The 24417-nt window shown below is 69.8% G+C and carries 21 protein-coding genes; 13 read left to right on the top strand and 8 right to left on the bottom strand.

Annotated features, from left to right (window positions below; all coding sequences use genetic code 11):
• Positions 1–5 precede the first annotated feature (5 nt).
• Positions 6–638 (top strand): uracil phosphoribosyltransferase, encoded by a 633-nt coding sequence (gene upp / locus ABDJ40_RS24000; protein WP_269633936.1) that lies wholly within the window; start codon positions 6–8, stop codon positions 636–638.
• A gap of 101 nt (positions 639–739) precedes the next feature.
• Here the strand turns inward: upp and ABDJ40_RS23995 are convergent, their stop codons facing one another.
• The 4 genes from ABDJ40_RS23995 to ABDJ40_RS23980 all read right to left on the bottom strand — a co-directional run bounded on the left by ABDJ40_RS23995 (position 740) and on the right by ABDJ40_RS23980 (position 3491).
• Complete coding sequence (locus tag ABDJ40_RS23995; RefSeq protein WP_347613562.1) at positions 740–1300, bottom strand: PEP-CTERM sorting domain-containing protein; 561 nt, start codon at positions 1298–1300, stop codon at positions 740–742.
• Positions 1301–1376: 76 nt separating this feature from the next.
• On the bottom strand, positions 1377–1904 hold the full coding sequence (locus ABDJ40_RS23990; protein ID WP_347613561.1) for a chromate transporter: 528 nt from the start codon (positions 1902–1904) through the stop codon (positions 1377–1379).
• 1 nt (position 1905) lies between these two features.
• Positions 1906–2484 carry a chromate transporter gene (locus ABDJ40_RS23985; protein WP_347613558.1) on the bottom strand — a complete coding sequence of 193 codons (579 nt, stop codon included), beginning with the start codon at positions 2482–2484 and terminating at the stop codon, positions 1906–1908.
• A complete protein-coding gene (locus ABDJ40_RS23980; RefSeq protein ID WP_347613555.1) occupies positions 2484–3491 on the bottom strand; it encodes a D-2-hydroxyacid dehydrogenase family protein in 1008 nt (335 codons plus the stop codon). Before ABDJ40_RS23980 ends, ABDJ40_RS23985 begins: the two co-directional genes overlap by 1 nt.
• A 226-nt stretch (positions 3492–3717) precedes the next feature.
• On the opposite strand from ABDJ40_RS23980, the gene ABDJ40_RS23975 reads away from it, so the two are divergent.
• From ABDJ40_RS23975 to ABDJ40_RS23920, 12 genes are all read left to right on the top strand, one after another.
• Positions 3718–5589 carry an O-linked N-acetylglucosamine transferase, SPINDLY family protein gene (locus ABDJ40_RS23975; protein WP_347613553.1) on the top strand — a complete coding sequence of 624 codons (1872 nt, stop codon included), beginning with the start codon at positions 3718–3720 and terminating at the stop codon, positions 5587–5589.
• Between the two features lie 19 nt (positions 5590–5608).
• Positions 5609–7942 (top strand): type I secretion system permease/ATPase, encoded by a 2334-nt coding sequence (locus tag ABDJ40_RS23970; RefSeq protein WP_347613552.1) that lies wholly within the window; start codon positions 5609–5611, stop codon positions 7940–7942.
• A gap of 20 nt (positions 7943–7962) precedes the next feature.
• Positions 7963–9165 carry an HlyD family type I secretion periplasmic adaptor subunit gene (locus ABDJ40_RS23965; RefSeq protein WP_269633929.1) on the top strand — a complete coding sequence of 401 codons (1203 nt, stop codon included), beginning with the start codon at positions 7963–7965 and terminating at the stop codon, positions 9163–9165.
• A 132-nt stretch (positions 9166–9297) separates the two neighbouring features.
• On the top strand, positions 9298–10644 hold the full coding sequence (locus ABDJ40_RS23960; RefSeq protein WP_347613551.1) for a TolC family protein: 1347 nt from the start codon (positions 9298–9300) through the stop codon (positions 10642–10644).
• Between the two features lie 59 nt (positions 10645–10703).
• Complete coding sequence (locus ABDJ40_RS23955; RefSeq protein WP_347613549.1) at positions 10704–11825, top strand: iron-containing alcohol dehydrogenase family protein; 1122 nt, start codon at positions 10704–10706, stop codon at positions 11823–11825.
• Positions 11826–11871: 46 nt separating this feature from the next.
• Positions 11872–13050: a DegT/DnrJ/EryC1/StrS family aminotransferase gene (locus tag ABDJ40_RS23950; protein ID WP_347613546.1), complete on the top strand. Its 1179-nt coding sequence runs from the start codon at positions 11872–11874 to the stop codon at positions 13048–13050.
• The gene (locus tag ABDJ40_RS23945; RefSeq protein ID WP_269633925.1) at positions 13047–13745 is read left to right on the top strand and encodes a glycosyltransferase family A protein; all 699 of its coding nucleotides are present in this window, start codon (positions 13047–13049) and stop codon (positions 13743–13745) included. Before ABDJ40_RS23950 ends, ABDJ40_RS23945 begins: the two co-directional genes overlap by 4 nt.
• Positions 13742–14812, top strand: coding sequence for an N-acetylneuraminate synthase family protein (locus tag ABDJ40_RS23940; protein ID WP_347613543.1), 1071 nt, complete (start codon positions 13742–13744; stop codon positions 14810–14812). Before ABDJ40_RS23945 ends, ABDJ40_RS23940 begins: the two co-directional genes overlap by 4 nt.
• A gap of 4 nt (positions 14813–14816) precedes the next feature.
• Positions 14817–15566, top strand: coding sequence for a cytidylyltransferase domain-containing protein (locus tag ABDJ40_RS23935; protein ID WP_347613542.1), 750 nt, complete (start codon positions 14817–14819; stop codon positions 15564–15566).
• Complete coding sequence (locus tag ABDJ40_RS23930) at positions 15563–17263, top strand: hypothetical protein (protein ID WP_347613540.1); 1701 nt, start codon at positions 15563–15565, stop codon at positions 17261–17263. The genes ABDJ40_RS23935 and ABDJ40_RS23930 overlap by 4 nt, the downstream gene beginning before the upstream one ends.
• Positions 17264–17386: 123 nt before the next feature.
• Positions 17387–18364: a WxcM-like domain-containing protein gene (locus tag ABDJ40_RS23925; protein WP_347613538.1), complete on the top strand. Its 978-nt coding sequence runs from the start codon at positions 17387–17389 to the stop codon at positions 18362–18364.
• A gap of 43 nt (positions 18365–18407) precedes the next feature.
• Positions 18408–19514 carry a DegT/DnrJ/EryC1/StrS family aminotransferase gene (locus ABDJ40_RS23920; protein ID WP_347613536.1) on the top strand — a complete coding sequence of 369 codons (1107 nt, stop codon included), beginning with the start codon at positions 18408–18410 and terminating at the stop codon, positions 19512–19514.
• 8 nt (positions 19515–19522) lie between these two features.
• On the opposite strand, the gene ABDJ40_RS23915 is transcribed toward ABDJ40_RS23920, so the two are convergent.
• The 4 genes from ABDJ40_RS23915 to ABDJ40_RS23900 all read right to left on the bottom strand — a co-directional run bounded on the left by ABDJ40_RS23915 (position 19523) and on the right by ABDJ40_RS23900 (position 24413).
• On the bottom strand, positions 19523–20014 hold the full coding sequence (locus tag ABDJ40_RS23915; protein WP_347613533.1) for an acyltransferase: 492 nt from the start codon (positions 20012–20014) through the stop codon (positions 19523–19525).
• 38 nt (positions 20015–20052) lie between these two features.
• The gene (locus ABDJ40_RS23910; RefSeq protein WP_347613531.1) at positions 20053–22650 is read right to left on the bottom strand and encodes a [protein-PII] uridylyltransferase; all 2598 of its coding nucleotides are present in this window, start codon (positions 22648–22650) and stop codon (positions 20053–20055) included.
• A 64-nt stretch (positions 22651–22714) separates the two neighbouring features.
• Entirely contained in the window at positions 22715–23518 is an 804-nt protein-coding gene (map, locus tag ABDJ40_RS23905; RefSeq protein ID WP_347613528.1) for a type I methionyl aminopeptidase, read from the bottom strand.
• Between the two features lie 70 nt (positions 23519–23588).
• On the bottom strand, positions 23589–24413 hold the full coding sequence (locus ABDJ40_RS23900) for an undecaprenyl-diphosphate phosphatase (protein ID WP_347613527.1): 825 nt from the start codon (positions 24411–24413) through the stop codon (positions 23589–23591).
• Positions 24414–24417 lie beyond the last annotated feature (4 nt).

The following is a 24417-nucleotide window of genomic DNA, read 5'->3' as shown; positions in this document are numbered from 1 at the left end:
GCACCATGGCTGTCATTGAAGTCCGTCACCCCCTGGTCAAGCACAAGATCGGCCTCATGCGCGAGGCCGACATCTCCACCAAGAAGTTCCGCGAGCTGACCGGCGAGGTCGCCCGCCTGCTGGCCTACGAGGCCACCGCCGACTTCCCCCTGGAGACGACCACCCTCAACTGCTGGAGCGGCCCGACCGAGGTCGAGCAGATCGCCGGCAAGAAAGTCACCGTGGTGCCCATCCTGCGCGCAGGCCTGGGCATGCTGGACGGCGTGCTGGACATGATCCCCAATGCCAAGATCAGCGTGGTGGGCCTGGCCCGCGACCATGAGACCCTGCAGCCGGTGCATTACTTCGAGAAGTTCGTCGGCCATCTGGAAGAGCGCACGGCCCTGGTGGTGGACCCCATGCTGGCCACGGCCGGCTCCATGATCGCCACGCTCGACCTGCTCAAGCGCCGCGGCTGCAAGGACATCCGGGCCCTGGTGCTGGTCGCCGCGCCGGAGGGTGTGGCCGCGCTGACGAAGGCGCATCCGGATGTGCGCTGCTGGACCGCGGCCATCGACAGCCATCTCAACGAGAACGGCTACATCATCCCCGGCCTGGGCGATGCCGGCGACAAGATCTTCGGCACCAAGGAAGGCTGAGCGGCCTTTCGCGAATTCGCGAATTTGCGAACTCGCGATGATCCCGATGAGAAAGGGCGCCCATGCGGGCGCCCTTTTCTGTGGCGGCAAGCCGCAGGGGGTCAGGCCTTGCGCTGGCGGCGAGCCAGGCCTGCCAGGCCCAGGCCCAGGCCGATCAGGGCCAGGGAGGCGGGTTCCGGCACGGCGCTGGCGGCGGCGCTGTACTCGACCACATAGCCATTGCGCTGCCAGGTGTTGGCCGGGCCGCCGTGGTCGTTCCAGAGGCCGAAGCCGCCGTAGTTGATGTGGACGTAGTCCTCGCCGCCGCAGCAGTTGTTGGGCTCGCCGGGGGCCCAGCTGGTGAAGCTGAAGTCCTGGCCGGTCTCGGGGCCGGTGCGCCAGGTCCAGTGGTTCACGGCGTCACCGTGGTCCGAGCCGCCGATCCAGGCCAGTTGGCCGCCCGCGGTGGTGGCGACGAAGCGGTTCTCGTCCGCGCTGGTGATGGTGGTGAGGTAGCCCGTCATGCCCAGGTAGCTGTGGCTGGCGGCCAGGGTGAAGGCGTCCTCGGCCGAGACGGCGTCGGCGAAGTACTCGTAGTAGTGCCCGTTGGCGGCGTTCAGGACCGGGGCGGCCTGCACCGCGGCTGCGGCCAGCAGGGCGAGGGAAAGAGCCAGTTTCTTCATGGTCTTGGCAGAGGAGGGGGAAGGAGCCGGCAGTATCCCAAGCAGCTCCGCGGCGGCCACCCCGCGTTGACGGGGGTCAGCGCATCCAGACGGCGCCGACGATGCCACCCAGCAGCACCATCCAGACCACCGACAGCCGCGTTCTCAGGGTCAACACCAGAGTCCCGGCGACCAGCGCCAGTGTGGCCAGGCGGCGGTCGGCCTGCTGCAGATAGGGCGCGGCCAGCAACCAGCCGGTGGCGATGATCAGGCCCAGCGTCAGAGGCTGCAGGCCCAGGGTGAATGACCGCACGAGGCGGTCTTCCTGGTGCGCGCGCGCCCAGCGGGTGGCCACCAGCACCAGCGTGGTGGAGGGCAGCATGATGCCGCCCATGGCCGCCAGCGCGCCCGGCAGGCCTGCCACCTGGTAGCCCAGCACGGCAACGAAGAGGATGTTGGGGCCCGGCGCCGCCTGCGCCAGGGCGATGGACTGGGTGAAGCTCTCGTCGCTGAGCCAGCCCCGGTCGCCCACCAGATAGCGGTGCATCTCCGGCGCCGTGGTGATGGCCCCGCCGATGGCCAGCAGGGAGAGGGCCAGGAAATGCAGGAAGAGGTCCAGCAGCATGTCAGTCCTGCGGCGGGCCCAGCCGGAGGTAGACCAGCGCCATGCCCAGGCCGCCCAGCCCGAGCACGATCCAGATCAGGGGCCAGCGCAGCAGGGCGATGGCCGCGAAGGCGAGGGCGGCGAAGGCCAGGGCCGTCGGCCGCCCCAGGGGGTGCTGCTTCAGCGTGCCCAGCAGCTTGACGCCGGTCGCGAGGATCAGGCCGGCCGACACCGCGCCCATGCCGCGCAGGGCGCCCTGCACCACGGGCTCGTGCAGCCACTGGCCGGCCAGGGCGGTGAGCCCCAGCACGATCAGACAGGGCGCGGCGAACATGCCCGCCACCGAGGCAAAGGCGCCGCGCAGGCCGAAGAAGCGGTCACCGATCATCAGGGAGATGTTGACCACATTGGGCCCCGGCATGACCTGGGCCACGGCCAGCACCTCCATGAACTCCTGCTTGCTGAGCCAGCCCAGGCGCTCCACCAGCTCGCGCTGCGCCACGGCCAGCACGCCGCCGAAGCCCTGCAGGGCGAGGCGGTTGAAGGCGAGGAACAGGGCCCAGGGGTGGGCCGGGGCCGGGCGCTGGCCCTGCTCATCCATCAGCGCAGCGCCTTCAGGGCGTCGGGGTTGACGATGTTGCTGGGCTCGCCGCGGACGAAGTTCAGCACATTGTCGAAGGCCGCATCGAAGTAGAGCTCGTAGCTGTCCTGTTCGACATAGCCGATGTGCGGCGTGCACACGGCGTTCTCCAGGCGCAGCAGGGGGTGGCCCTGCAGGATGGGCTCGCTCTCGAAGACGTCGATGGCGGCCATGCCGGGCCGGCCGCGGTTGAGGGCGGACACCAGAGCGCCTTCGCTCAGCAGCTCGGCGCGCGAGGTGTTGACGAACAGCGCCGTGGGCTTCATGCGGTTGAGGTCGTCCAGGGTGACCATGCCGCGGGTGCCGTCGCACAGGCGCAGGTGCAGGCTCATCACATCGCAGTGGGCGAAGAAGGCCTCGCGGCTCTCGGCGGCCATGTAGCCGTCAGCCACGGCGCGCGCGCGGCTCGACTCGCTGCCCCAGATCAGCACCTGCATGCCGAAGGCGCGGCCGTAGCCGGCCACCAGCTGGCCGATGCGGCCATAGCCCCACAGGCCGAGGGTCTTGCCCCGCAGCAGCATGCCCACGCCGAAGTTGGGCGGCATGGAGGCGGCCTTGAGCCCCGACTGCTGCCAGGCCCCGTGCTTGAGGTTGCCGATGTATTGCGGCAGGCGGCGCATGGAGGCCATGATCAGCGCCCAGGTCAGCTCCGCCGGGGCGATGGGGGAGCCCACGCCCTCCGCGACGGCGATGCCCAGGCGGGTGCAGGCCTCGACGTCGATATGGGGGCCCACTCGGCCGGTCTGGGCGATCAGCTTGAGCCGGGGCAGCTTCTCCAGCAGCTGGCGGGGGAAATGGGTGCGCTCGCGGATCAGCACCAGCACCTCGGCATCCCGCAGGCGGACGGACAATTGCCCGATCCCCTTCACCGTGTTGGTGAAGACCTTGGCATTGAAGGGATCCAGCTTGCTGGCGCAGCGCAGCTTGCGCACCGCATCCTGATAGTCGTCGAGAATGATGATATTCATGGCATGCTCGTGGCATTGTGCCTTCTAAATCAAGGCATTGGGCATGAGACTGCGAGCAATTCATTAGATTTTTGGCTGCCCGTCGCACACCGTGATGCCGGTCATGGTTCACGCCGTGATGGCGGGTGAATACCGCTCAATTGGCGGGATCGATTCCGAGGGCTCTCCCTAAGATGGCTGGCAAGCGCAACTGTTTGCCTGCCCTCGCGGAAGCAGGCGCCTCGCCATGGACATGTCACAACCCGCTGCTGCACTGCTGGACCAGGCCGCCTCGGCCGAGGCCGTGATCGCCCGCGCCCGCGCCGGCGCCATGCCTCTGCAGGAACTGATGAGCCTGGCGCACCAATGGCAAACGGGAGGCCGGCAGGCCGACTGCCTGGCGCTGTACGAGGCCTGGGTCGAGAGCAACCAGAGCCCCCAGCGCCTGCTGGCCCTGTTCAACTGGGGCACGGTGCTGGGCGAGATGCGCCGGCATGCCGAGGCCGAGGCCGTGTACCTGCGCGCCCTGGCCCTCAACCCGGATTTCGCGCAGGCCAAGCTCAACCTGGGCCACCAGCTGGAGCACCAGGGCAAGACGGCCGAGGCCCTGGCCCAGTGGCAGGCGGTCTATGACGCCGGCGAGCTGATGGCCATCGGTGCCGAGCCCATCGACCTGCGCCTGCACGCCCTCAACAATGCCGCCCGCCTGCTGGAGGGCGAGCGCCGCCTCGATGAATCCGAGGCGCTGATGAAACGCAGCCTGCTGCTCAAGCCCGAGCAGGGCGACGTGCAGCAGCATTACGTGCACATCCGCCAGAAGCAGTGCGAGTGGCCCATCTACCAGCCGGTGGGTGAGGTGACGCACAACCAGCTGCTGGTCAACACCTCGCTGCTGGCCACGCTCAGCGCCACCGATGACCCGGCCATCCAGCTGATGGTGGCCCAGCGCTTCGTCAACGAGCGCGTCGTCAAGTACAAGGGCAAGCCCTTCCACCAGCTGCATGCGCGGCCGGCGGGGGAGAGGATCCGCATCGGCTATCTGTCCGGCGACCTGCGCATGCATGCCGTGGGCCTGCTGACGCCCGAGCTGTTCGAGTTGCACGACCGCAGCCGCTTCGAGGTCCATGCCCTGTGCTGGAGCAAGGAAGACGGCACGGCCCAGCGCACCCGCATCCTGAAGGCCATGGACCGCTTCATGCCCCTGGCCGGCGTGGACGACCAGCAGGCCGCGCGGCAGATCGCCGAGGCCGGCATCGACGTGATGGTCGACCTCCAGGGCCTTACCAGCGGCGCGCGCCCCAACATCCTGGCCTACCGCCCGGCGCCGGTGCAGGTGGGCTACCTGGGCCTGCCCGCCACCTCGGCCCTGCCGGGGGAGGACTACATCATCGCGGACCGCTTCACGATGCCGCCGGAGTACCTCCCGCTGTGCACCGAGAAACCCATCTACCTGCCGCACTGCTACCAGGTCAGTGACCGCCAGCGCGAGGTCGGCCCCACGCCCGAGCGCGCCCGCTACGGCCTGCCCGAGGACGCCTTCGTCTTCTGCAGCTTCAACAACAACCACAAGTACACGGAAGAGATGTTCTCGGCCTGGATGCAGATCCTGCAGCAGGTCCCGGGCAGCCTCCTGTGGCTGCTGGCGGACAACCGCTGGGCCGAGGCCAACATGAGGGCCGCCGCCCAGGCTCGGGGCGTGGCGCCGGAGCGCCTGCACTTCGCGCCGCGCGTGGCGCCGCCGGAGTATCTGGCGCGCTTCCAGCTGGCCGATCTGGTGCTGGACACCTTCCCCTACAACGCCGGCACCACCGCCAGCGACTGCCTCTGGATGGGCACGCCCATCCTGACCCGGGCCGGCCGCTGCTACATCTCGCGCATGGCCGGGAGCCTGCTGACGGCCGCCGGACTGCCGGAACTCGTGACCTATTCCCTGCCGGAGTACGTTGAGCGCGCCGTGCAGATCGGCCGCCAGCCCCTGCGTGCGGCATCCTACAAGCGCTACCTGCGCGAGCAGGGCCGGCAGACGCCCCTGTTTGACATTCCCGCCCTGGTGCGCGATCTTGAGCATGAATTCGAGCGCCTGGTGCTGGAGCACCGGCGCAAGGCCCCGGGGGCCTGACGCCCGGTAGGGATCCCCAGTGAGTCAGCGACACGATTCCTTCTTCGATGGCGGCAAGCCTCCCCGCGGGGCGGCGCTGCACCTGGCCGCGGCGCCCGAGCCGCAGGCCGGGCGCGAGCATGCCGTGCCCGAGGGAGACATCGGCGACCCGCTGCTGCAGGCTCTGGTCTGGCTGACCCAGCACCACGGCAAGGCCCGCTCGCCGGCCTCCCTGCGCGCCGGCGTGCCCACCGACGGCCCGCTGGCGCCCAACCAGGCCATCCGCATGATGCGCGAGGCCGGCTACGAGGCCGGCATGCTCTCCAAGGGCCTGGCTGAGATCAACCCCCTGGTGCTGCCCGCCGTGCTGCTGCTGCATGGGGGTGACGCCTGCGTGCTGGTGTCCCGCCGCGAGGTGGAGGGCCAGCAGGCCTTCGAGGTGGTCTTCCCCGGCCCGGAGGCCAAGGCCTGCGTCGTTGCCCAGGCCGAGCTGGAGGGTGAGTACAGCGGCTTCGCCCTGGTGGCCACGCCCAAGGAAGTCTCCCAGGCTGACCCCCGCCATCACGCCTTGCTGGCGGGGCAGGGCAGCCACTGGCTGTGGGGCACGCTCAAGCGCTTCATTCCCTACTACCGCGGCGCCATGACCGCGGCCCTGCTGAGCAATCTGCTGATGATGGTCAGCGGCCTGGTCACCAGCGTCATCTACGACAAGGTCATCCCCCACCACGACGCCATGGCCACGCTGTGGACCCTGGCCATCGGGGCCTCGCTGGCGCTGATCTTCGACCTCTTCGCCCGCCAGCTGCGGGCCCACCTGATCGACCTCGCCGGCCGCAAGGCGGACCTGATCATCGGCTCCATGCTCTTCAAGCAGACCCTGCTGGTGCGCATGGAGCACAAGCCCGCCTCGGCCGGCTCCTATGCGCATTACCTGGGCCAGGTGGAGACCGTGCGGGAGTTCTTCACCTCGGCCAGCATGTCGGTGGTGTCGGACCTGCCCTTCATCGTGCTCTTCGTGGCCATGACCTTCATGCTGGGTGGTCCGCTGGGCTGGGTGGTGGCGCTGGCGGTGCCGGGCCTGGTGCTGCTGACCTTCGCGCTGCAGAAGTACCTGCGCAATGTGGTGCGGGCGAACATGGCGGAGCAGGCCGAGCTGCAGGGCTCCCTGGTGGAGGTGGTGGAGGGTCTGGAAGACCTCAAGACCTCCGGCGCGGAAGGCCGCTTCCTGCACCGCTACGAGATCAGCAATGCCGTGGCCGCCGAGTCCGGCCTGCGCATGCGGGCCATGCATGCCTTCACCAACAATCTCACCATGACCATGCAGCAGGCGGTGACCCTGGTGATGCTGGTCTGGGGCGTCTACCTGATCCAGGACCGCATCATCTCCGCCGGCGGCCTGATCGGCGCGGTGATGTTCGCGACCCGCGCCATTGCGCCGCTGGGCAGCGTGGTGAGCCTGACGGCGCGCTACCAGAGCGCCCGCGCGGCCATGCTGTCGCTGGACGAGGTCATGAAGAAGCCCGTCGAGCGCGCCTCGGACCGCAACTACGTGCCCATGAGCGAGTTCAGCGGCCGCATCGGCCTGCGCGAGGTGGGCTTCTCCTATCCGATGACCGGCGAGCATCAGGCGCCCAAGGTGCTCAAGGGCGTGAGCCTGCGCATCGAGCCCGGCGAGCGCATCGCCGTGCTGGGCCGCATCGGCAGCGGCAAGTCCACCGTGCTGCGCCTGCTGGCCGGTCTCTACCAGCCCTCCGAGGGCATGGTGGAGATCGAGGGCATCGACCTGCGCCAGATCGACCCGGCCGAGTTCCGTGCCCATGTGGGCTTCGTGTCGCAGGAACCCAAGCTCTTCCACGGCACGCTGCGTGACAACGTTGCCATGGGCCGTGCCGACGTCGACGCGGGCCGCCTGGTCGAGGTCGCCAAGCTGACGGGCCTGGACCGCGTGGTCGCCGGCCATCCCCTGGGCTGGGACCTTCCCGTGGGCGAGATGGGCAGCCTGCTGTCCGGCGGCCAGCGCCAGATGGTGGCCCTGGCCCGCGCCCTGGTGAACCGGCCCAAGCTGCTGCTGATGGACGAGCCCACCAGTTCCATGGACGCCCAGTCCGAGATCCTCTTCCTGCGCCAGCTGCGCGACGCCGCCCAGCAATGCACCCTGCTGGTGGTGACCCACCGCCCCGCCGTGCTGGAGCTGGTGCAGCGCATCGTCGTGATGGACAACGGCAAGCTGGTGATGGACGGCCCGCGCGATCAGGTCCTGGCGGCGCTGTCCGGCGTGCGGCCCGCCGCGCCCGACCCTGCGGCGGCCGCCCAGGCCTCCAATCTGCACATGCACCCGGCGGCGCAGCCGGTGCAGCGCTCGCCCTCCGTCTGAACACCGAACGAGGGCGCTGAGTGGCTTCTTCCTCCCGTGACGAAGGTCTGTTCCTGAGCAGCCTGGCGGCCGCACAGGTCGACGAGCCGCTGCCGCGCGTGATGTGGGCCGTCTACCTGATGCTGGCGGCGGTCGTGGCCGCCATTGTCTGGGCCTCGCTGGCCCAGGTCGACATGGTCAGCCGCAGCGAGGGGCGGGTGGTGCCCGACGGCAAGGAGCAGGTCATCGCCAGCCTGGACTCCGGCCTGCTGCGCGAGCTGCTGGTCCGCGAAGGCCAGCAGGTCGAGGCCGGCCAGGAGCTGGTGCGCCTGGACCCCACGCGGGTCGAGGCCCAGCAGAACGAGGGCCAGCTGCGCGAGCTGGCCATGATGGCCCAGGCCGCGCGCCTGCAGGCCGAGGCCAATGGCACGGCGCTGAAGTTCCCCGAGGAGCTGAAGGCCGCCCCTGCGCTCACCGCCGCCGAGACCCAGGCCTTCCAGGCCCGCCAGCGCCTGCTGGAGGAGTCGCTGGCGGGCATCGACCGCAGCGCGGCCCTGGTGGGCAAGGAGCTGAAGGTGGCCCAGGAGATGTCGGCCAAGGGGCTGATGTCGGACGTGGAGGTGATGCGCCTGAGCCGCCAGGTCAACGAGATGCGCCAGTCCCGGGTGGAACGCCAGGGGCGCTTCCGCCAGGAGGCGATGAGCGAGCTGGTCAAGCTCCAGAACGACCTGGCCATGATGAAGCAGCAGCAGGTGGTCCGCAAGGACGCCCTGGACCGCACGGTGCTGCGCTCGCCGGTGCGGGGCCTGGTCAAGAACATCCGGATCAACACCATCGGCGGCGTCGTGGCCATGGGCTCGCCCATCATGGAGATCGTGCCGCTGGGCACGCGCATGCTGGTCGAGGCGCGGGTCAGCCCGGCGGACGTCGGCTTCATTCAGGTGGGGCAGCATGCCGTGATCAAGCTCTCGGGCATCGACTTCAACGCGCTGGGCGGCCTGGAGGGCAAGGTTGAGCAGATCAGCCCGGACGCCATCGGCGAGGCCAACCCGCTGGGCAACGACGGCCGCTACTACCGCACCCTCATCCGGGCCGAGCAGAACAACATCCGCTACAAGGGCGAGACCCTGGCCATCATCCCCGGCATGACGGCTTCGGTGGAGATCAAGACCGGCGAGCGTTCGGTGCTGAGCTTCCTGCTGCGGCCCATGATGCGTTCGCGCGAAGCCCTGCGCGAGCGCTGAGCCCCGCGGCGGCCTCCGGCCAGCCGCAGAGAAGCGGGGCATAGCGGCGGCTTTTCCCGCTCAAGTTCCCGGCCGCCCTGTGGTCCAGTACAGGCATGAGCAAGACCTGTCTGTACGCTGGGGGATGAGGCCATGGGGACGCTGCGCAATCTCGGCATGAGCCTGTTCCAGTGCCTGCTGCTGGGCGCCACCACGGCCGCCCTGGCCCAGAGCCGCTGCAACGAGGACGACGCCAACTCCCCGGCCGCCCAGAAGGCCGCCAGCCAGCTGGTGATCAGCGACGCCGACCCGCGTGCCCAGATCCAGGTCCTGGTGGACCGGGCCCTGGCCCGCAGCCAGTCGGTGGGCATGGTCAAGCTGCTGGCCCAGGCCGCCCGCGACGACTGGGAGGAGGTCAGCCAGGCCAACAAGCCCCGCGCCAGCCTGGACCTGCAGGGCAACCAGATGGGCTCCAGCACCGACGGCGCCAGCAACGGCAGCGGCGCCCAGGGCCGCGTGGCCTTCAACCTCAGCGCGACCCTCTTCGACTTCGGGCGCAACCGCCAGTTGGCCGGCTGGCGTTCGCAGCTGGCCGAGGCCGCGCGCCAGGGCTACTTCAGCGCCGAGCAGCAATTGGCCCTGCAGACCGTCTCCCTGGCCCTGGACCGCGGCCGCTACCTGCTGCAGGCCCAGGTCTACAGCCAGTACGTGCGTCGCATGGCCTGCCTGGTGGATTCGCTGGAAACCATCGTCAAGGCTGACAAGGGGCGGGCCAGCGAGCTGGTGCAGGCCCAGAAGAACCTGCTGCAGGCCGACCTGGCGGTGGAGTCCACCATGTCGGCCCTGCGCCAGACCGAGACGCGGCTCAAGCGCTTCGTGGGCGACGATCTGCCGCCCAGCGCCAGCTTCTCCAACCTGCTGACCCGGGTGCCCGAGCTCGATGACATGCAGCGCGACGCCCTCAGCGCGCCTGACGTGATCCAGCTCGAGGCCCAGGCCCGTGCCCAGGGCAGCTATGTGGAGAGCGTGCGCGCCAATGCCAAGCCCCAGGTCAATGCCATCGTGGGCACCAGCGCCAGCGCGGGCGTGACCCGCAGCCGCGACTGGGCCGTGGGCTTCAGCGTGAACGTGCCGCTGATGACGCCGGGCCAGGACGCCTCCGTCAACGCCGCCAGCAAGCGCGCCGAGGCCGCCCGGCTTCAGCGCGAGGATGCCCTGGAGGCCCGGCGCTACCGCCTGATCGACATGCACGAATCCGCCACCTCGGCCTTCGACCGGGCGCGCCGCATCACCGAGATCCTGCGCAACAGTTCACAGCTGCGCACCGCCACATTGCAACAGTGGCAGCAATTGGGCCGCCGCTCCCTGTTCGATGTGATGGGATCGGAGTCAGACTACTACTCGCTGCGCATCGCGCACGTGAACGCCCTGTTCGACGGGCAGCAGGCCGTGGCCATGCTGTGGTCCCTGGGGCGGGGCGTGATGGCGCCGCTGCGCTGAAGCCGCGTGCCCTCGCCGCACGATTCCTGAGATTTCACGGACACCGTTCCACGCACACCATGGCAAACATCCTCGATACCGGCGTCAAGCTCGTGAAGAACGTCGGCCGCTACAACATCGGCGCCGGCTCCCTGGCCGAGCTGCGCGGCCTGCTGGACGGCCGGCGCTCGCAGGCGCAGGCGCAGGGGCAGGGGGGCGCGGTCGTCTTTCTGGTCGACGAGTTCTTCGCCGCCCAGCCCGATCTGGCGGCCCGCCTGGGCGTGCGCGGGGACGACGTGCTGCAGTTCGTGCAGACCGCGCACGAACCCAAGACCGAGGGCATTGACGCCCTGGTGGCCAGCCTGCTGGATCGCGGCCTGAGCCAGCCGGCGGCCGTGGTGGGCATGGGCGGCGGCATCACCATGGACACGGCCAAGGCGGTGTCCAACCTGCTGGGCAATGGCGGCCATGCGGCCGACTACCAGGGCTGGGACCTGCTCAAGCATCCGGGCGTCTTCAAGGTGGGCATTCCCACCGTCTCGGGCACCGGCGCCGAGGCCACGCGCACCTGCGTGATGACCAATGCCGCCACCGGCCTGAAGCTGGGCATGAACAGCGACTACACGGTCTTCGACCATGTGATCATGGACCCGCAGCTGACGGCCACCGTGCCGCGCAACCAGTACTTCTACACGGGCATGGATGCCTACATCCACTGCATCGAGTCCCTGGCCGGCAGCTACCGCAATGCCATCGGCGACGCCTACTCGCGCGAGACCATCAGCCTCTGCCGCCAGGTCTTCGCCCAGGGCGACATGATGACCCCCGAGAACCGCGAGCGCCTGATGGTGGCCTCGTATCTCGGCGGCTGCGCCATCGCCACGAGCTATGTGGGCCTGGTGCACCCGCTGTCCGCCGGCCTGTCGGTCGTGCTGGGTCTGCACCACTGCGTGGCCAACTGCATCGTGATGCGGGCCATGGGCGAGTTCTACCCGCAGGCCTATGACGAGTTCTGGGGCATGGTGGAGGCACAGGGCGTGGAGATCCCCAAGGGTGTCTGCCTGGGCCTGGACGAGGCCGGCTTCGAGGCGCTCTACAAGAGCTCCATCGTGCATGCCAAGCCCCTGACCAATGCGCTGGGCGAGGACTTCAAGTCCGTGCTGACGCCCCAGAAAGTGGCGGAACTCTTCCGCCTGATGTAAACAGCGACAGCAGCACACAGCTCACAGCACGAGACCGGGAGACACCATGCCAGGCTATGAAGTGATGGGCCCAGAGGAACTGGCCGAGATCCAGGACATTTTCGCCCGCGGCGCCATCCTGTTCCGCCACGGCTTCGACGCCCTGCGCGGCGACTGCTACAAGGTCCGCGAGTTCGAGCAGGCCTTCGCCCAGGCCATGGGCTCGCCGCATGCGCTGGCCGTGTCCTCCGGCACCGCCGCGCTGCGCGTGGGCCTGGCGGCGCTGGGCATCGGTGCTGGCGACGAGGTCATCACCCAGAGCTTCACCTTCGTGGCGACGGTGGAGGCCATCATCGAGTCGCGGGCCACGCCGGTCTGCGCCGAGATCGATGCCACGCTCAACATGGACCCCGAGGACCTGAAGCGCCGCATCACGCCGCGCACCAAGGCCGTCATCGTGGTCCACATGCTGGGCACGCCCTCGCGCCTGCCGGAGATCAAGGCCCTCTGCGACGCCCACGGCATCGCCCTCATCGAGGACGCGGCCTGGGGCTGCGGCGGCTCGCTCAACGGCCGGGCCCTGGGCAGCTGGGGCCGCCTGGGTACCTTCAGCTTCGACTTCGCCAAGACCATGACCACGGGCGAGGGGGGCCTGGTGCTGTTCCAGGAGCAGGCCGACTGGGCCCGCGGCGCCGCCTGGCATGACCACGGCCACGAGAACAACCCCGCCGTGCCGCGCTGGGAGGACACCCGCGCCAGCAGCGGCTTCAACTTCCGCATGATGGAGCTGCAGGGCGCCGTGGGCCTGGCCCAGCTGCGCAAGCTGCCCGACATCGTCAAGGCCCAGCGCCGCAACCGCGAGCTGCTGTGGCAGGCCATCCACGACCTGCCCGGCATCACGCCGCGCGAGGTGCCGGCCGGCAGCTACGAGACGGCCGACGCTCTGGTCTTCTTCGTGCAGGACAACGCCGCCGCCCGCCGCTGTCGCGAGGCCCTGCTGGCCCGCGGCCTGGCGACCAAGATCCTGCCCGAGGCCTACACCTGGCACTTCGCCGGCACCTGGACCCACATGCCCGAGCTGGCCGCGGCCCACGGCGGCGAGCTGGCCACGGCCTTCCCGCAGTCGGCGGCCTGGCTGTCGCGGGCGGTGTCTCTGCCGGTGGGCGTCAAGCTGCGCGAGGAGGCCCCTGCGCTGGCCCGCCAGGCCCTGATCGAGGCCTTGCAGCTGCAGGAGGTGAGCGCATGAACTTCAAGCCGCTGGTGTCGGTCATCGTGCCGGTCTTCAACCAGGAGCGTTTCATCGGCCGCTGCCTGCGCTCCCTGCTGAACCAGACCCTGGCGCGCGACCAGTACGAGATCATCGTCATCGACGACGGCAGTGCCGATCGCACGCCCTATGCGCTGGAGCTCTTCCACGACGCCATCGTGCCCCTGCGCAACGAGCGCAACCTGGGCCTGCCGGCCTCGCTGAACCGGGGCATCCGCGCCGCGCGCGGCGACTTCATCGTGCGGGTGGACTCCGACGACTACGTCAACGCCAACTTCCTCAACATCCTGCACTTCTTCCTGGACCAGAACCCCCTGCACGATGCCGTGGCCTGCGACTACCTCCTGGTGGACGACCACGAGCAGGTGCTGGAACGCGTGAACTGCATGGACGAGCCCATCGCCTGCGGCATCATGTTCCGCAAGGCCCACCTGATGGAGACGGGGCTCTACGACGAGAGCTTCCACCGCCACGAGGAGCGCGAGCTGCGCATCCGCTTCGAGCAGAAGCACCACATCGCCCGGCTGGAGCTGCCGCTGTACCGCTACCGCCGCCACGACCACAACATCACCAACGACCTCGATGCCATGGAGCTGCACCGCCAGCGCCTGATCAGCAAGCATGGTGTCGATGGTTCCTCGGCCCGTGCCGCCGAACGCAGGAGCATGCAATGACCCCCACGGTGACCCTCGGCCAGCGCCGCCTCACCCCCGACAGCCGCCCCTATGTGATCGCCGAGATCGGCGTCAACCACGAGGGCTCCCTGGACCAGGCCAAGCGCCTGATCGAGCTGGCCAAGGAGGGCGGTGCCGACGCCGCGAAGTTCCAGAGCTACAAGGCCGAGACCCTGGCCTCCAGGCATTCGCCGTTCTACTGGGACATCAGCAAGGAGCCCACGCGCAGCCAGTTCGAGCTCTTCAAGAAGTACGACCGCTTCGGGCCCGAGGAGTACCGCGCCCTGGCCCGTCACTGCGAGCAGGTCGGCATCGACTTCCTCTCCACCGCCTTCGACGACGCCGCGGTGGAGTTCCTGGACGATCTGATGCCCTTCCACAAGATCGCCTCGGCCGACCTCACCAACGTCCCTTTCCTGCGCAAGATCGCGGCCAAGGGCAAACCGGTGGTGCTGTCCACCGGCGCCTCCACGCTGGGCGAGATCGACATGGCCGTGCAGACCCTGCGCGCCGCCGGCTGCCGCGAGCTGGTGCTGCTGCACTGCGTGCTGAACTACCCCACGCCCAATGCCCAGGCCCATCTGCGCATGATCAAGGGCCTGCAGCGGGCCTATCCGGAGCTGCTGATCGGCTACTCCGACCACACCCTGCCCGACGAGGCCATGTACCCGCTGATGAGCGCGCACCTGCTGGGCGCCGTCGTCCTGGAGAAGCACTTCACCCATGACAAGACCCTGCCGGGCAACGACCACTACCACGCCATGGACGTGCATGACCTGCGCCGCTTCATGACGGCCCTGGACACGGTGCACGATCTGCTGGGCGAGAGCGATCACAAGCAGCCCACGCCCACCGAAGGCCCGGCGCGCGCCAATGCCCGCCGCTCCATCGTGCTGACCCGCGACGTGGCCGCCGGCGAGGTCCTCAGCGAGGCCCACCTGACCTACAAGCGCCCAGGCACCGGGATCAGCCCCCTGCACTGGGATGACGTGCTGGGCCGGCCGGTGCTGCGCGCGCTGGAGTCCGACCACGTGCTGCAATGGGCCGATCTGGGGCAGGGCGCCTGAGCCGATGAGTGACCCCCGACCCGCACGGCCAGGCCGCGTGGTGGCCGTGGTGCAGGCCCGCATGGGCTCCAGCCGCTTTCCCGGCAAGATGATGGCGCCGCTGGCGGGCCGGCCGCTGCTGGCCTGGGTGCTGGAGCGCCTGAAGCGGGCGCAGCGCCTCCACACCCTGGTGCTGGCCACCACCGAGCTCCCGCGCGATGCCGCCCTGGTCGAGCTGGCGCAGTCCATGGGCGTGGCCACCTTCACCGGCAGCGAATCCGACGTGCTGGACCGCTTCAGCCAGGCCGCGCGCCAGTTCGGAGCGGACACCGTGGTGCGCGTCTGCGCCGACAACCCCTTCATCGACGGCGCCGTGGTGGACCAGCTCGTGGACTTCTACGCCGCCAGCGACTGCGACTACGCCTGCAACCACCTCGATCGTCTGGGCAGCGGCTTTGCCGATGGCTTCGGTGCCGAGATCCTGCCGGCCGCGCTGCTGCACCGGCTCGCTGCCGAGTGTGCCGAGCCCCGCCACCGCGAGCACGTGACCCTCGCCCTGTGGGACGAGACCACCCCCTGGGCGCGCGACTGCCGCAAGACCTGTCCCCGCGCCCCGGCGGCGCTGGCCTTCCCTGAACTGCGCTTCGATGTCGACGAGCCGGCCCATCTGCAGCGGCTGCAGTCCCTGGTGGACGAATCCGGCCTGACGCTGGACAGCCCGGCACAGGACTGCGTCCAGGCGCTGCTGGCCTCCCAGGCAGGGGGCCGGGCATGAAGCCGCTGATCACCGTCACCCATCGCCTGGATCTGCCGGCCGCCGCAGCCCTGCAGAATCAGCTGGAGGGCGCCGAGCTGCTGCTCTTCGATCCCCAGCTCTTCGACCAGGCCCGCAGCCTGGGCCTGGGCAATGCCCGGCTGGCCAGGACCGTGGGCCCCGGCTTCATGAGCGAGGTGTTCCGGCGGGCGCGCTCGGACATGGCGGCCTACCAGGCGCGCCTCGATGCCGTGCTCGCCGAGCTGCTGCCCGAGGCCGAGGGCTGCCAGTGGGGCTACTTCAACGCCTTCTACGCCCTGCTGAACCTGCGGGGCTATGCGGCCCTGGGGCGCTGCCTGGCCGAGGACGCGCCGGCCGGCGCGCTGGTCCACCTGCTCGGTGCCGCCGCTCCCTACCGCTACGGCCAGCCTTCGGGCGCTGCCTGCATGGCCATGGCGGCCGCGCTGCAGGGCGCGGGCGTGCAGCACCGCAGCTATCTCTATGACGCCGGCCAGCTGCCCGGGCCGGAACTGCCGGACTGGCGCCCGCTCGAGCAGCGTCCCGCGGCCAGGCGCTGGGCCCACCTGCCCACCTGCTTCTATGACAAGGACTACCTGGCCGCCCAGATCCTGGCCGCCCAGGGCGACTGCCTGCAGGTGCCTGCGCAGTTCTACGACGTCGAGCTGACCGGCATCGAGCGGCTGCCGCTGCGGCCCCTGGACGAGGTGCGCGCCGCGCTGGGGCCGGCGCATCAGCAGCAGTGCGAGGAACTGGCGGCGCGGGTCCGGCCCGTCGTGCTGCAGCTGCTCGCGTCTGAGCTGCGCAACGAGGCCTTCATCCAGCTGCAGGCCCAGGCCCTGGTCGAGGCCCTGCTGCTGCAGTTCACGCTGTTCCATGACATCGAGCAGCGGGTGCAGGCGCTGCCCGGGCAGCTGCTGCTGTCCAACCACGATTCGGGCCTGCTGGGCGGGCTGCTGAGCCTGGCCCGCCGCCACCGCCTGCCGGTGCTGATGCTGCCGCACGCCAAGTTCCAGAACATCCCCTTGCCCAAGCTGGGCGGCCAGATGCAATGCCTGCACCATCCGGTGCAGGGCGCGGACTGCCGGGACACCGACGACCGCCGCGTGCCGGGCGCCCTGCTGCGCTTCGGCGAGCGCCACCAGCCGGTGCCCGCGCAGGCCCCGGCCCAGCCGCTGCGCACGCTGGGCGTGCTGCTGAGCGGCCTGTCGCACAACGGGCTCAGCACCGCGGACATCCACGCCTACCTCGACGGTCTGCGCCAGCTGCTGGACTGGGGCCGCCGCCGTGGGGTGGAGGTGCTGCTGCGCTACAAGCCGACCGAGGGTTTCCCGCTGCTGCTGCAGGAGTCGCTGGGGGTGACACCGGAGAGCCTGCAGCGCGGTGTGGCCCAGCCCCTGGTGGCCTTTGTCCAGGGCTGCGACGCCTGCCTGGGCTATGACATCCCCACCAGCGCCGCCATCGAGCCCCTGATGCATGCCGTGCCCATGCTGCACTGCCAGCTGCGCGCCCTCGTGTGGGAGGAGAAGGCCCTGCTGGACCGCGAGCTCGTGCCCTCGCTGCCCCTGGGCGAATGCCTGGACGAGCTGGATGCCTGGTGGCGCGACCCCGCGCTGCAATGGGACTTCCAGCGCCGCCAGCATGCCCGGCTGGCCCAGCGCCTGGCCGACTCGCCCCCGCTGCTGCAGTACCTGCGCTGAGGGCTGCCGTGGCGCCGATGCCGCGTCCGGCGAAACAGGGCGGCGCCGACCCGTCAATCAAGGCGATGCGCCGGCGCCCGACGCTATAGGATGCCTCATCGCCGCCTGCCTGCCCACGAGCCCATGAGCCTCCCAACCGCCGCAACTGCTGCCGCAACTGCTGCCGCATCGTGCCCGGATGTCTTCATCCACAGCCATGCCCTGGTCGAATCGCCCTTCATCGGCCCGGGCAGCCGCATTGGCGCCTTCGCCCATGTGCTGCCGGGCGCGCGCCTGGGCGAGGACACCGAGATCGGCGACCACGCTCTGATCGACGGCGAGGTGCAACTGGGCCCGCGGGTCCGCGTGCGGCCCGGCGCGCAGCTGTGGTCCCCGCTGGTGGTGGAGGCGGATGTCAGCATCGGTCCCAACACGGTCTTCAGCGGGGCCTCCGGTGCCGACGGAGCCGCGGCGGTGACGCGCGTCGGCGCGGGCGCCACCATCGGCGCCAATGCGACCGTCCGCGGCGGCCTCTGCATCGGCCCGCGCGCCCGGGTGCAGGACGGCGCGGTGGTGACGCGTGACGTGCCGCCCAATGCCATCGTCAGCGGCAATCCGGCGCACATCGTCGGCTACGCGGACACGCCGCACCTGGACCTGCCAGCCGCGCCGCGCGCCGCCAGCCAGCTCGAGGCCCCGCCGGCCCTGCACGTGGCCGCTGCCCGCCTGGTGGCCCTGCCCAAGATCGTGGACCTGCGCGGCGCGCTGAGCTTCGGCGAGATCGGCACCCATCTGCCCTTCACGCCGCAGCGCTTCTTCATGGTCTACGACGTGCCCAGCAAGGAGGTGCGGGGCGAGCATGCGCACAAGGCCTGCCACCAGTTCCTGGTCTGCGTGAAGGGCAGCGTCAGTGTGGTGCTGGACGACGGCCGTGCGCGCGACGAGATCACCCTGGACAGCGCCCGCATGGGCCTGCACATCCCGCCCATGGTCTGGGGAATCCAGTACCAGTTCTCGCCGGACGCCGTTTTGCTGGTGCTGGCGTCGGACACCTATGCCGCGGATGACTACATTCGCAAGTACGAGGACTTCCTCGCCGCCCTGGGCCGCCCCGGGGCCTGAGCATTCGTGGACCGGGGAACCCCTCCGGCAAGGAGCATGCGTGATGGCTGACACCAGCCTGCCTTTTCTCAATCTGCAGCCCGCCTACGCGGCCAGCCAGCCCGCCATCGACGCCGCCCTGCTGCGCGTGGCCCGCAGCGGCTGGTTCCTGCTGGGGCAGGAGCTGGCGGCCTTCGAGGAGGCCTATGCGCAGTCCGTGGGCGCCGCCCATTGCGCGGGCGTGGCCAACGGCCTGGATGCCCTGACGCTGGGCCTGCGCGCGCTGGGCGTGGGGGAGGGGGACGAGGTCATCGTGCCCTCCAACACCTATATCGCGACCTGGCTGGCCGTCAGCCAGTGCGGCGCGACGCCAGTGCCGGTGGAGCCGGATCCGCTCACCTTCAACATCGACCCGGCCCGCGTCGAGGCCGCCCTCACGCCGCGCACCCGGGTCATCCTGCCGGTGCATCTCTACGGCCTGCCGGCGGACATGGACCCGCTGATGGACATCGCCCGCCGCAACGGCCTCAAGGTGCTGGACGACTGCGCGCAGGCCCATGCCGCGCGCTACCACGGCCGGCCGGTGGGCAGCCTCGCGGATGTGTCGGCCTGGAGCTTCTACCCGGGCAAGAACCTCGGCGCCATGGGCGATGGCGGTGGCGTGACCACGGACCTGGCCGCGGTGGACGAGCAGGTGCGCGTGCTGCGCAACTATGGCTCGCGCCAGAAGTACCACAACGAATGCAAGGGCGTGAACTCGCGCCTGGACGAGATCCAGGCCGCGGTGCTGGCCGCCAAGCTGCCCCAGCTGGAGGCGGCCACCCGCGAGCGCCGCCGCCTGGCCGCCAGCCTGCTGGAGGGCCTGGCCGGCGTCCCGCTGCAGCTGCCCCAGGTGCCGGACGGGCTGCAACCCGCCTGGCATCTCTTCGTGGTTCGCCATGAGGCCCGGGACTGCCTGCAGGCCGCCCTGGCCCAGCAGGGCATCGGCACGCTGATCCACTACCCCGTGCCGCCCCATCTGCAGCCGGCCTATGCCGAGCTGGGCTACCGCGCCGGGGACTTCCCCATCGCCGAGGCCATCCACAAGCAGGTGCTGAGCCTGCCCCTGTGGCCGGGCATGAGCGAGCAGCAGCTGGACCAGCTGGTGCAGGCGGTGCGCCGCAGCGCCTGATCAGCCGATCAGCGCCTGGGGGCCGGCCCCCGTGAGCGGGCCGGGTTGCCCACCCACAGCTCGCCCGCCGGCACGTCGCGCGTGACCACGCTGCCCGCGCCGATCAGGGCCCCTTCGCCGATGGTGACGCCGCCCAGGATGGTGGCATTCGCGCCGATGGAGGCGCCGCGCTCGATGCGCGTGGTCTGGAAGCTGGCCGGGTACTGCTTGGAGCGCGGCGTGGGGTCGTTGGTGAAGGTGGCGTTGGGGCCGATGAAGACGTCGTCCCCGACCTGCAGGCCGTCCCACAGCTGCACGCCGCTCTTGACGGTGACGCGGTCGCCCAGCACCACATCGTTCTCGATCAGCACCTGGGCATTGATGTTGCAGTCCGCGCCGATGCGGGCGCCGGGCAGGATCACGCAGAACTGCCAGACCCGGGTGCCTGGGCCGATGGCGCTGCTCTGCACGTCGGACAGCGGATGGATCTGGGCGGGGCGGGTCGTGTCGTCGGGCTGCATGGGGCGAGCATACGCGAGCCCGCGCCGGCCCGAGGGCCTCAGCTGCTCAGGGAAATCGCGTCCAGCAGCTCGCCCTCGACCTGCAGCTGTAGCTTGTTTTGCTGCAGCGCCGGACCGTCGATCAGGAAGGTGTCTTCCACCCGCTCGCCCAGGGTCGAAATCTTGGCCAGCTGCAGATTGATGTGATGACGGGCCAGCACGCGGGCGATGGCGTAGAGCAGGCCGGCGCGGTCGCTGGTGCTGATGGACAGCAGCCAGCGCTGGGCGCGCTCGTCCGGCCGCAGCGAGATGCGCGGCGTGTAGGGAAAGCTCTTGACGCGACGCGAGAGGCGGCCGCGGCGCGGCTCGGGCAAGGGCCCTTCCGCCATCAGCGCTGCCAGCAGGCGGGTCTCGACGAGGGAGACGAGGTCGCGGTGGTGCATGTCCAGGTCCGGGGCGATGACCTGGAAGGTGTCCAGCGCGTAGCCCGTGCGGGTGGTGTGCACCTTGGCGTCCAGGATGTTGAAGCCCGCGCCGTCGAAGTAGCCGCAGATGCGGGCGAAGAGGTCGGCCCGGTCCGGCGAGTAGACCAGCACCTGCAGGCCTTCGCCCACGGGCGAGGGGCGGGCGCGCACCACGGGCTCGGCCGTCTGCACATAGCGCCACAGCGCGCGCGCATGCCAGGCCAGCTCGCCGGCCTCCTGGCGGGCGAAGTAGCTGAGGTCCAGCGTCTTCCACAGCGGCTCCTCGGTGCCGGGCAGCTGGGAGTGCAGGGCCAGGTCTTGCCTGGCCTCCTGCTTGCGGGCCTCGATCTCGGCCTCGCGGTTGATCTGAGCGCCGCCCAGACGCCGCAGGGTGAGGCGGTAGCAGTCCTCCAGCAGCTTGCCCTTCCAGGCGTTCCAGACCTTGGGGCTGGTGCCGCGGATGTCGGCCACGGTGAGCAGGTACAGCGCCGTCAGGTGGCGCTCGTCGCCCACGAGCTTGGCGAAGGACTCGACCACCTCGGGATCCGAGAGATCCTCCTTCTGGGCCACGCGGGAGAGGGTCAGGTGTTGCTTGACGAGGAATTCCACCAGCTCGGCATCGGCCTTGGGCAGCTTGTGGGCGCGGCAGAAACGCCGGACCTCCTCGCCGCCCAGCTCGCTGTGGTCTCCGCCGCGGCCCTTGGCCACATCATGGAAGAGGGCGGCGATGTAGAGCACGTAGGGCCGCTCGAACTGTGCGGCCAGCTGGGAGCAGAAGGGGTACTCGTGCGCGTGCTCGGGGATGAAGAAGCGCCGCACATTGCGCAGCACCATCAGGATGTGCTGGTCCACGGTGTAGACGTGGAACAGGTCGTGCTGCATCTGGCCCACGATGGCCCGGAAGACCCACAGGTAGCGGCCCAGCACCGAGGTCTGGTTCATCAGCCGGAAGGCGTGGGTCTGGCCCTTGCCTTCCTGGAGGATGCGCAGGAAGGTCGCGCGGTTGACCGGGTCGCTGCGGAACTTGCCGTCCATCAGCCCGCGGGCGTTGTAGAGCGCGCGCAGCGTGCGGGCCGAGAGACCCTTGATGCCCGGCGCCTGCTGGTAGACGAGGAAGGTCTCCAGGACGGCATGGGGCTCGCGCTGATAGAGGTTATCGCTGGCGACCTCCAGCATGCCGCCGCGGTCCAGGAAGCGCTCGTTGATGGGGTGCATCGCGGCGTCCTGCGAGCCGTTGATGCGCTCCTCCAGGTTCAGCATCAGGATCTGGTGCAGCTGGGTCACGGCCTTGGCCGCCCAGTAGTAGCGCCGCATCAGCACCTCGGAGGCGCGCTGGCCCTTGCTCCCCTCGTAGCCGAAGCTCTGGGCCACGGCGGTCTGCAGGTCGAAGACCAGGCGGTCCTCGCGCCGGCCCGCCACCACGTGCAGCCGGGCGCGGATCAGCTTCAGCACGCCCTCGTTGCGCTGCAGCTGGCGGCTCTCGAAGGGCGTGATCAGTCCCTTGGCCGCGAGCTGGGGCCAGGTCTTGCCCAGACCGGCCGCGCGGGCGACCCAGATCAGCACCTGCAGGTCGCGCAGGCCGCCGGGGCTTTCCTTGCAGTTGGGCTCCAGGGCGTAGGGCGTGTCGTCGTATTTGGTGTGGCGCTGGCGGGCCTCCAGCTGCTTGGCGCGCAGGAAGGCGCGCGGGTCCAGCGCCTGCAGGATCTGCTGCTCGAAGCGCTTGAACAGGCCGCGCTCGCCGGCCAGGCAGCGGGCCTCCAGCAGGGAGGTCTGGATGGTGATGTCGCCGGCGGCCTCGTTGAGGCATTCCTCCAGTGTGCGCACCGAGGAGCCGATCTCCAGGCCGACGTCCCAGCAGGCGGTGATGAAGCCCTCGATGGCGCTCTTGAGCGGCCCGGGCTGGTAGGCGTCCAGCCCCTCGGGCAGGAGCAGGAGGACGTCGATGTCGGAGTAGGGAAAGAGCTCGCCCCGGCCGTAGCCGCCCACTGCCAGCAGGGCGGCGCCCGGTGGCAGGCCCGACTGGGACCACAGCATCGCGAGCGTGCGGTCCACATGCCCGGCCAGCTGTCGCATCAGGCGGCTGGCCGCGGCCACGGTCGGCTCGGCGGCGCGGAAGGCCTCCAGCAGGCTCTGCTTGCCGGACTTGAAGTGTTGGCGCAGCTCAGCCACGCCCAGGACGGGCAGATCGCTCATGCGTGAGACTCCGGGCGCATGGGATGCAAGGAGGGCGCGCCGGCGGTCGGCCGGCGCGGGAGGGTCAGGTGTTGACGAAGGCGGGCGGCGGCGGGCTGCCGGCCGAGACGGTCAGCACCTCGTAGCCGGTGTCGGTCACGGCGATGGTGTGCTCCCACTGGGCGGACAGCGAGCGATCCTTGGTGACGATGGTCCAGCCGTCACCGGTCTCCTTGATCTCGCGCCGGCCAGCGTTGATCATGGGTTCGATGGTGAAGACCATGCCGGGCACCAGCTCCTCCAGCGTGCCGGGGCGGCCGTAGTGCAGCACCTGCGGCTCCTCGTGGAACTTCTGGCCGATGCCATGGCCGCAGAACTCGCGCACGATGGTGAAGCCGGCGTTCTCGGCGAAGGTCTGGATGGCATGGCCGATGTCACCCAGACGGGCGCCGGGCCGCACCTTGGCGATGCCCTTCCACATGGCCTCGTAGGTGAAGTTGCACAGGCGCTTGGCGGCGATGGAGCCCTCGCCGACCACGAACATGCGGCTGGTGTCCCCGTGCCAGCCGTCCTTGATGACGGTGACGTCGATGTTGACGATGTCCCCGTTCTTCAGCGGCCGCTCGTTGGGGATGCCATGGCAGACCTGGTGGTTGATCGAGGTGCAGATGGACTTGGGGTAGGGCGTGTAGCCCGGCGGGCAGTAGTTCAGCGGCGCGGGGATGGCCTGCTGCACGTTGACGATGTAGTCATGCGCCAGCTGGTCCAGGTGCTCGGTGCTGACCCCGGGCTTCACATGGGGTGTCAGATAGTCCAGCACCTCGGAGGCCAGGCGGCCGGCGATGCGCATGGCGGCGATGTCGGCCGCGCTCTTGATGGTGATCGTCATGGGGCGAAATTATGGCGGAGTCGCCCCGGCCCTGCCGGACGCAGGGCCGAAGGCCGGAGGAGGGCAGGGCTCAGTCCGCCCAGGTCACCACGCCCGTCCAGGCCGTGGCCAGCACCACGATGCCGAAGGCGATGCGGTACCAGGCGAAGGGCACGAAGCTGTGGCTGGCGATGTAGCGCAGCAGCCAGCGCACGCAGATCCAGGCCGAGAGGAAGGAGAACACGAGGCCCACCGCGAACAGCGGCAGGTCCGCCAGGGACAGCAGGGCCCGCTCCTTGTAGAGGCTGTAGAGGCCGGCGCCGATCAGGGTGGGGATGGCCAGGAAGAAGCTGAAGTCCGTGGCCGCCTGGCGCGACAGGCCCAGCAGCATGCCGCCAATGATGGTGGCGCCCGAGCGGCTGGTGCCCGGGATCATGGCCAGGCACTGGACCAGGCCCACCTTCAGGGCGTCCAGGGGGCCCATGGCGTCGACGTCCTGCACCCGCACGGCGCTGGCCGGGCGACGCTCGGCCCAGAGGATGACGAAGCCGCCCGCGATGAAGCTGGAGGCCACGATCACCGGCGTGAAGAGGTGTGCCTTGATGGCCTTGCCGAAGAGCAGGCCCAGCACCACCGCCGGCAGGAAGCCGATGGCGACGTTGAGCACGAAGCGGCGGGCCCGGACGTCGCTGCCCAGACCGGCGGCGGTGTCGCGCAGGCGCTGCCAGTAGACCAAGATGACGGCGAAGATGGCGCCGGTCTGGATGGCCACGTCGAAGACCTTGCTCTTGTCGTCCGTCATGCCCAGCAGGGAGCCGGTGAGGATCAGGTGGCCCGTGGAAGAGATGGGCAGGAATTCGGTCAGGCCTTCCACGATCCCCATGATCGCGGCCTTGATGAGCAGGAGAAGATCCAAGAAG

The organism is Roseateles flavus, assembly GCF_039872765.1.
Classification (GTDB): Bacteria; Pseudomonadota; Gammaproteobacteria; order Burkholderiales; family Burkholderiaceae_C; genus Roseateles_B; species Roseateles_B flavus.
Note: the sequence above shows the minus strand (reverse complement) of the source record. Positions and strands in the feature narration are given on the sequence as shown.

What these genes read in the sequence shown, in the direction of transcription:
- upp (WP_269633936.1), top strand. Translation starts at nt 6, where the DNA reads ATGGCTGTCATTGAAGTCCGTCACCCCCTGGTCAAGCACAAGATCGGC.
- ABDJ40_RS23995 (WP_347613562.1), bottom strand. Translation starts at nt 1,300, where the DNA reads ATGAAGAAACTGGCTCTTTCCCTCGCCCTGCTGGCCGCAGCCGCGGTG.
- ABDJ40_RS23990 (WP_347613561.1), bottom strand. Translation starts at nt 1,904, where the DNA reads ATGCTGCTGGACCTCTTCCTGCATTTCCTGGCCCTCTCCCTGCTGGCC.
- ABDJ40_RS23985 (WP_347613558.1), bottom strand. Translation starts at nt 2,484, where the DNA reads ATGGATGAGCAGGGCCAGCGCCCGGCCCCGGCCCACCCCTGGGCCCTG.
- ABDJ40_RS23980 (WP_347613555.1), bottom strand. Translation starts at nt 3,491, where the DNA reads ATGAATATCATCATTCTCGACGACTATCAGGATGCGGTGCGCAAGCTG.
- ABDJ40_RS23975 (WP_347613553.1), top strand. Translation starts at nt 3,718, where the DNA reads ATGGACATGTCACAACCCGCTGCTGCACTGCTGGACCAGGCCGCCTCG.
- ABDJ40_RS23960 (WP_347613551.1), top strand. Translation starts at nt 9,298, where the DNA reads ATGGGGACGCTGCGCAATCTCGGCATGAGCCTGTTCCAGTGCCTGCTG.
- ABDJ40_RS23955 (WP_347613549.1), top strand. Translation starts at nt 10,704, where the DNA reads ATGGCAAACATCCTCGATACCGGCGTCAAGCTCGTGAAGAACGTCGGC.
- ABDJ40_RS23950 (WP_347613546.1), top strand. Translation starts at nt 11,872, where the DNA reads ATGCCAGGCTATGAAGTGATGGGCCCAGAGGAACTGGCCGAGATCCAG.
- ABDJ40_RS23945 (WP_269633925.1), top strand. Translation starts at nt 13,047, where the DNA reads ATGAACTTCAAGCCGCTGGTGTCGGTCATCGTGCCGGTCTTCAACCAG.
- ABDJ40_RS23940 (WP_347613543.1), top strand. Translation starts at nt 13,742, where the DNA reads ATGACCCCCACGGTGACCCTCGGCCAGCGCCGCCTCACCCCCGACAGC.
- ABDJ40_RS23935 (WP_347613542.1), top strand. Translation starts at nt 14,817, where the DNA reads ATGAGTGACCCCCGACCCGCACGGCCAGGCCGCGTGGTGGCCGTGGTG.
- ABDJ40_RS23930 (WP_347613540.1), top strand. Translation starts at nt 15,563, where the DNA reads ATGAAGCCGCTGATCACCGTCACCCATCGCCTGGATCTGCCGGCCGCC.
- ABDJ40_RS23925 (WP_347613538.1), top strand. Translation starts at nt 17,387, where the DNA reads ATGAGCCTCCCAACCGCCGCAACTGCTGCCGCAACTGCTGCCGCATCG.
- ABDJ40_RS23920 (WP_347613536.1), top strand. Translation starts at nt 18,408, where the DNA reads ATGGCTGACACCAGCCTGCCTTTTCTCAATCTGCAGCCCGCCTACGCG.
- ABDJ40_RS23915 (WP_347613533.1), bottom strand. Translation starts at nt 20,014, where the DNA reads ATGCAGCCCGACGACACGACCCGCCCCGCCCAGATCCATCCGCTGTCC.
- ABDJ40_RS23910 (WP_347613531.1), bottom strand. Translation starts at nt 22,650, where the DNA reads ATGAGCGATCTGCCCGTCCTGGGCGTGGCTGAGCTGCGCCAACACTTC.
- map (WP_347613528.1), bottom strand. Translation starts at nt 23,518, where the DNA reads ATGACGATCACCATCAAGAGCGCGGCCGACATCGCCGCCATGCGCATC.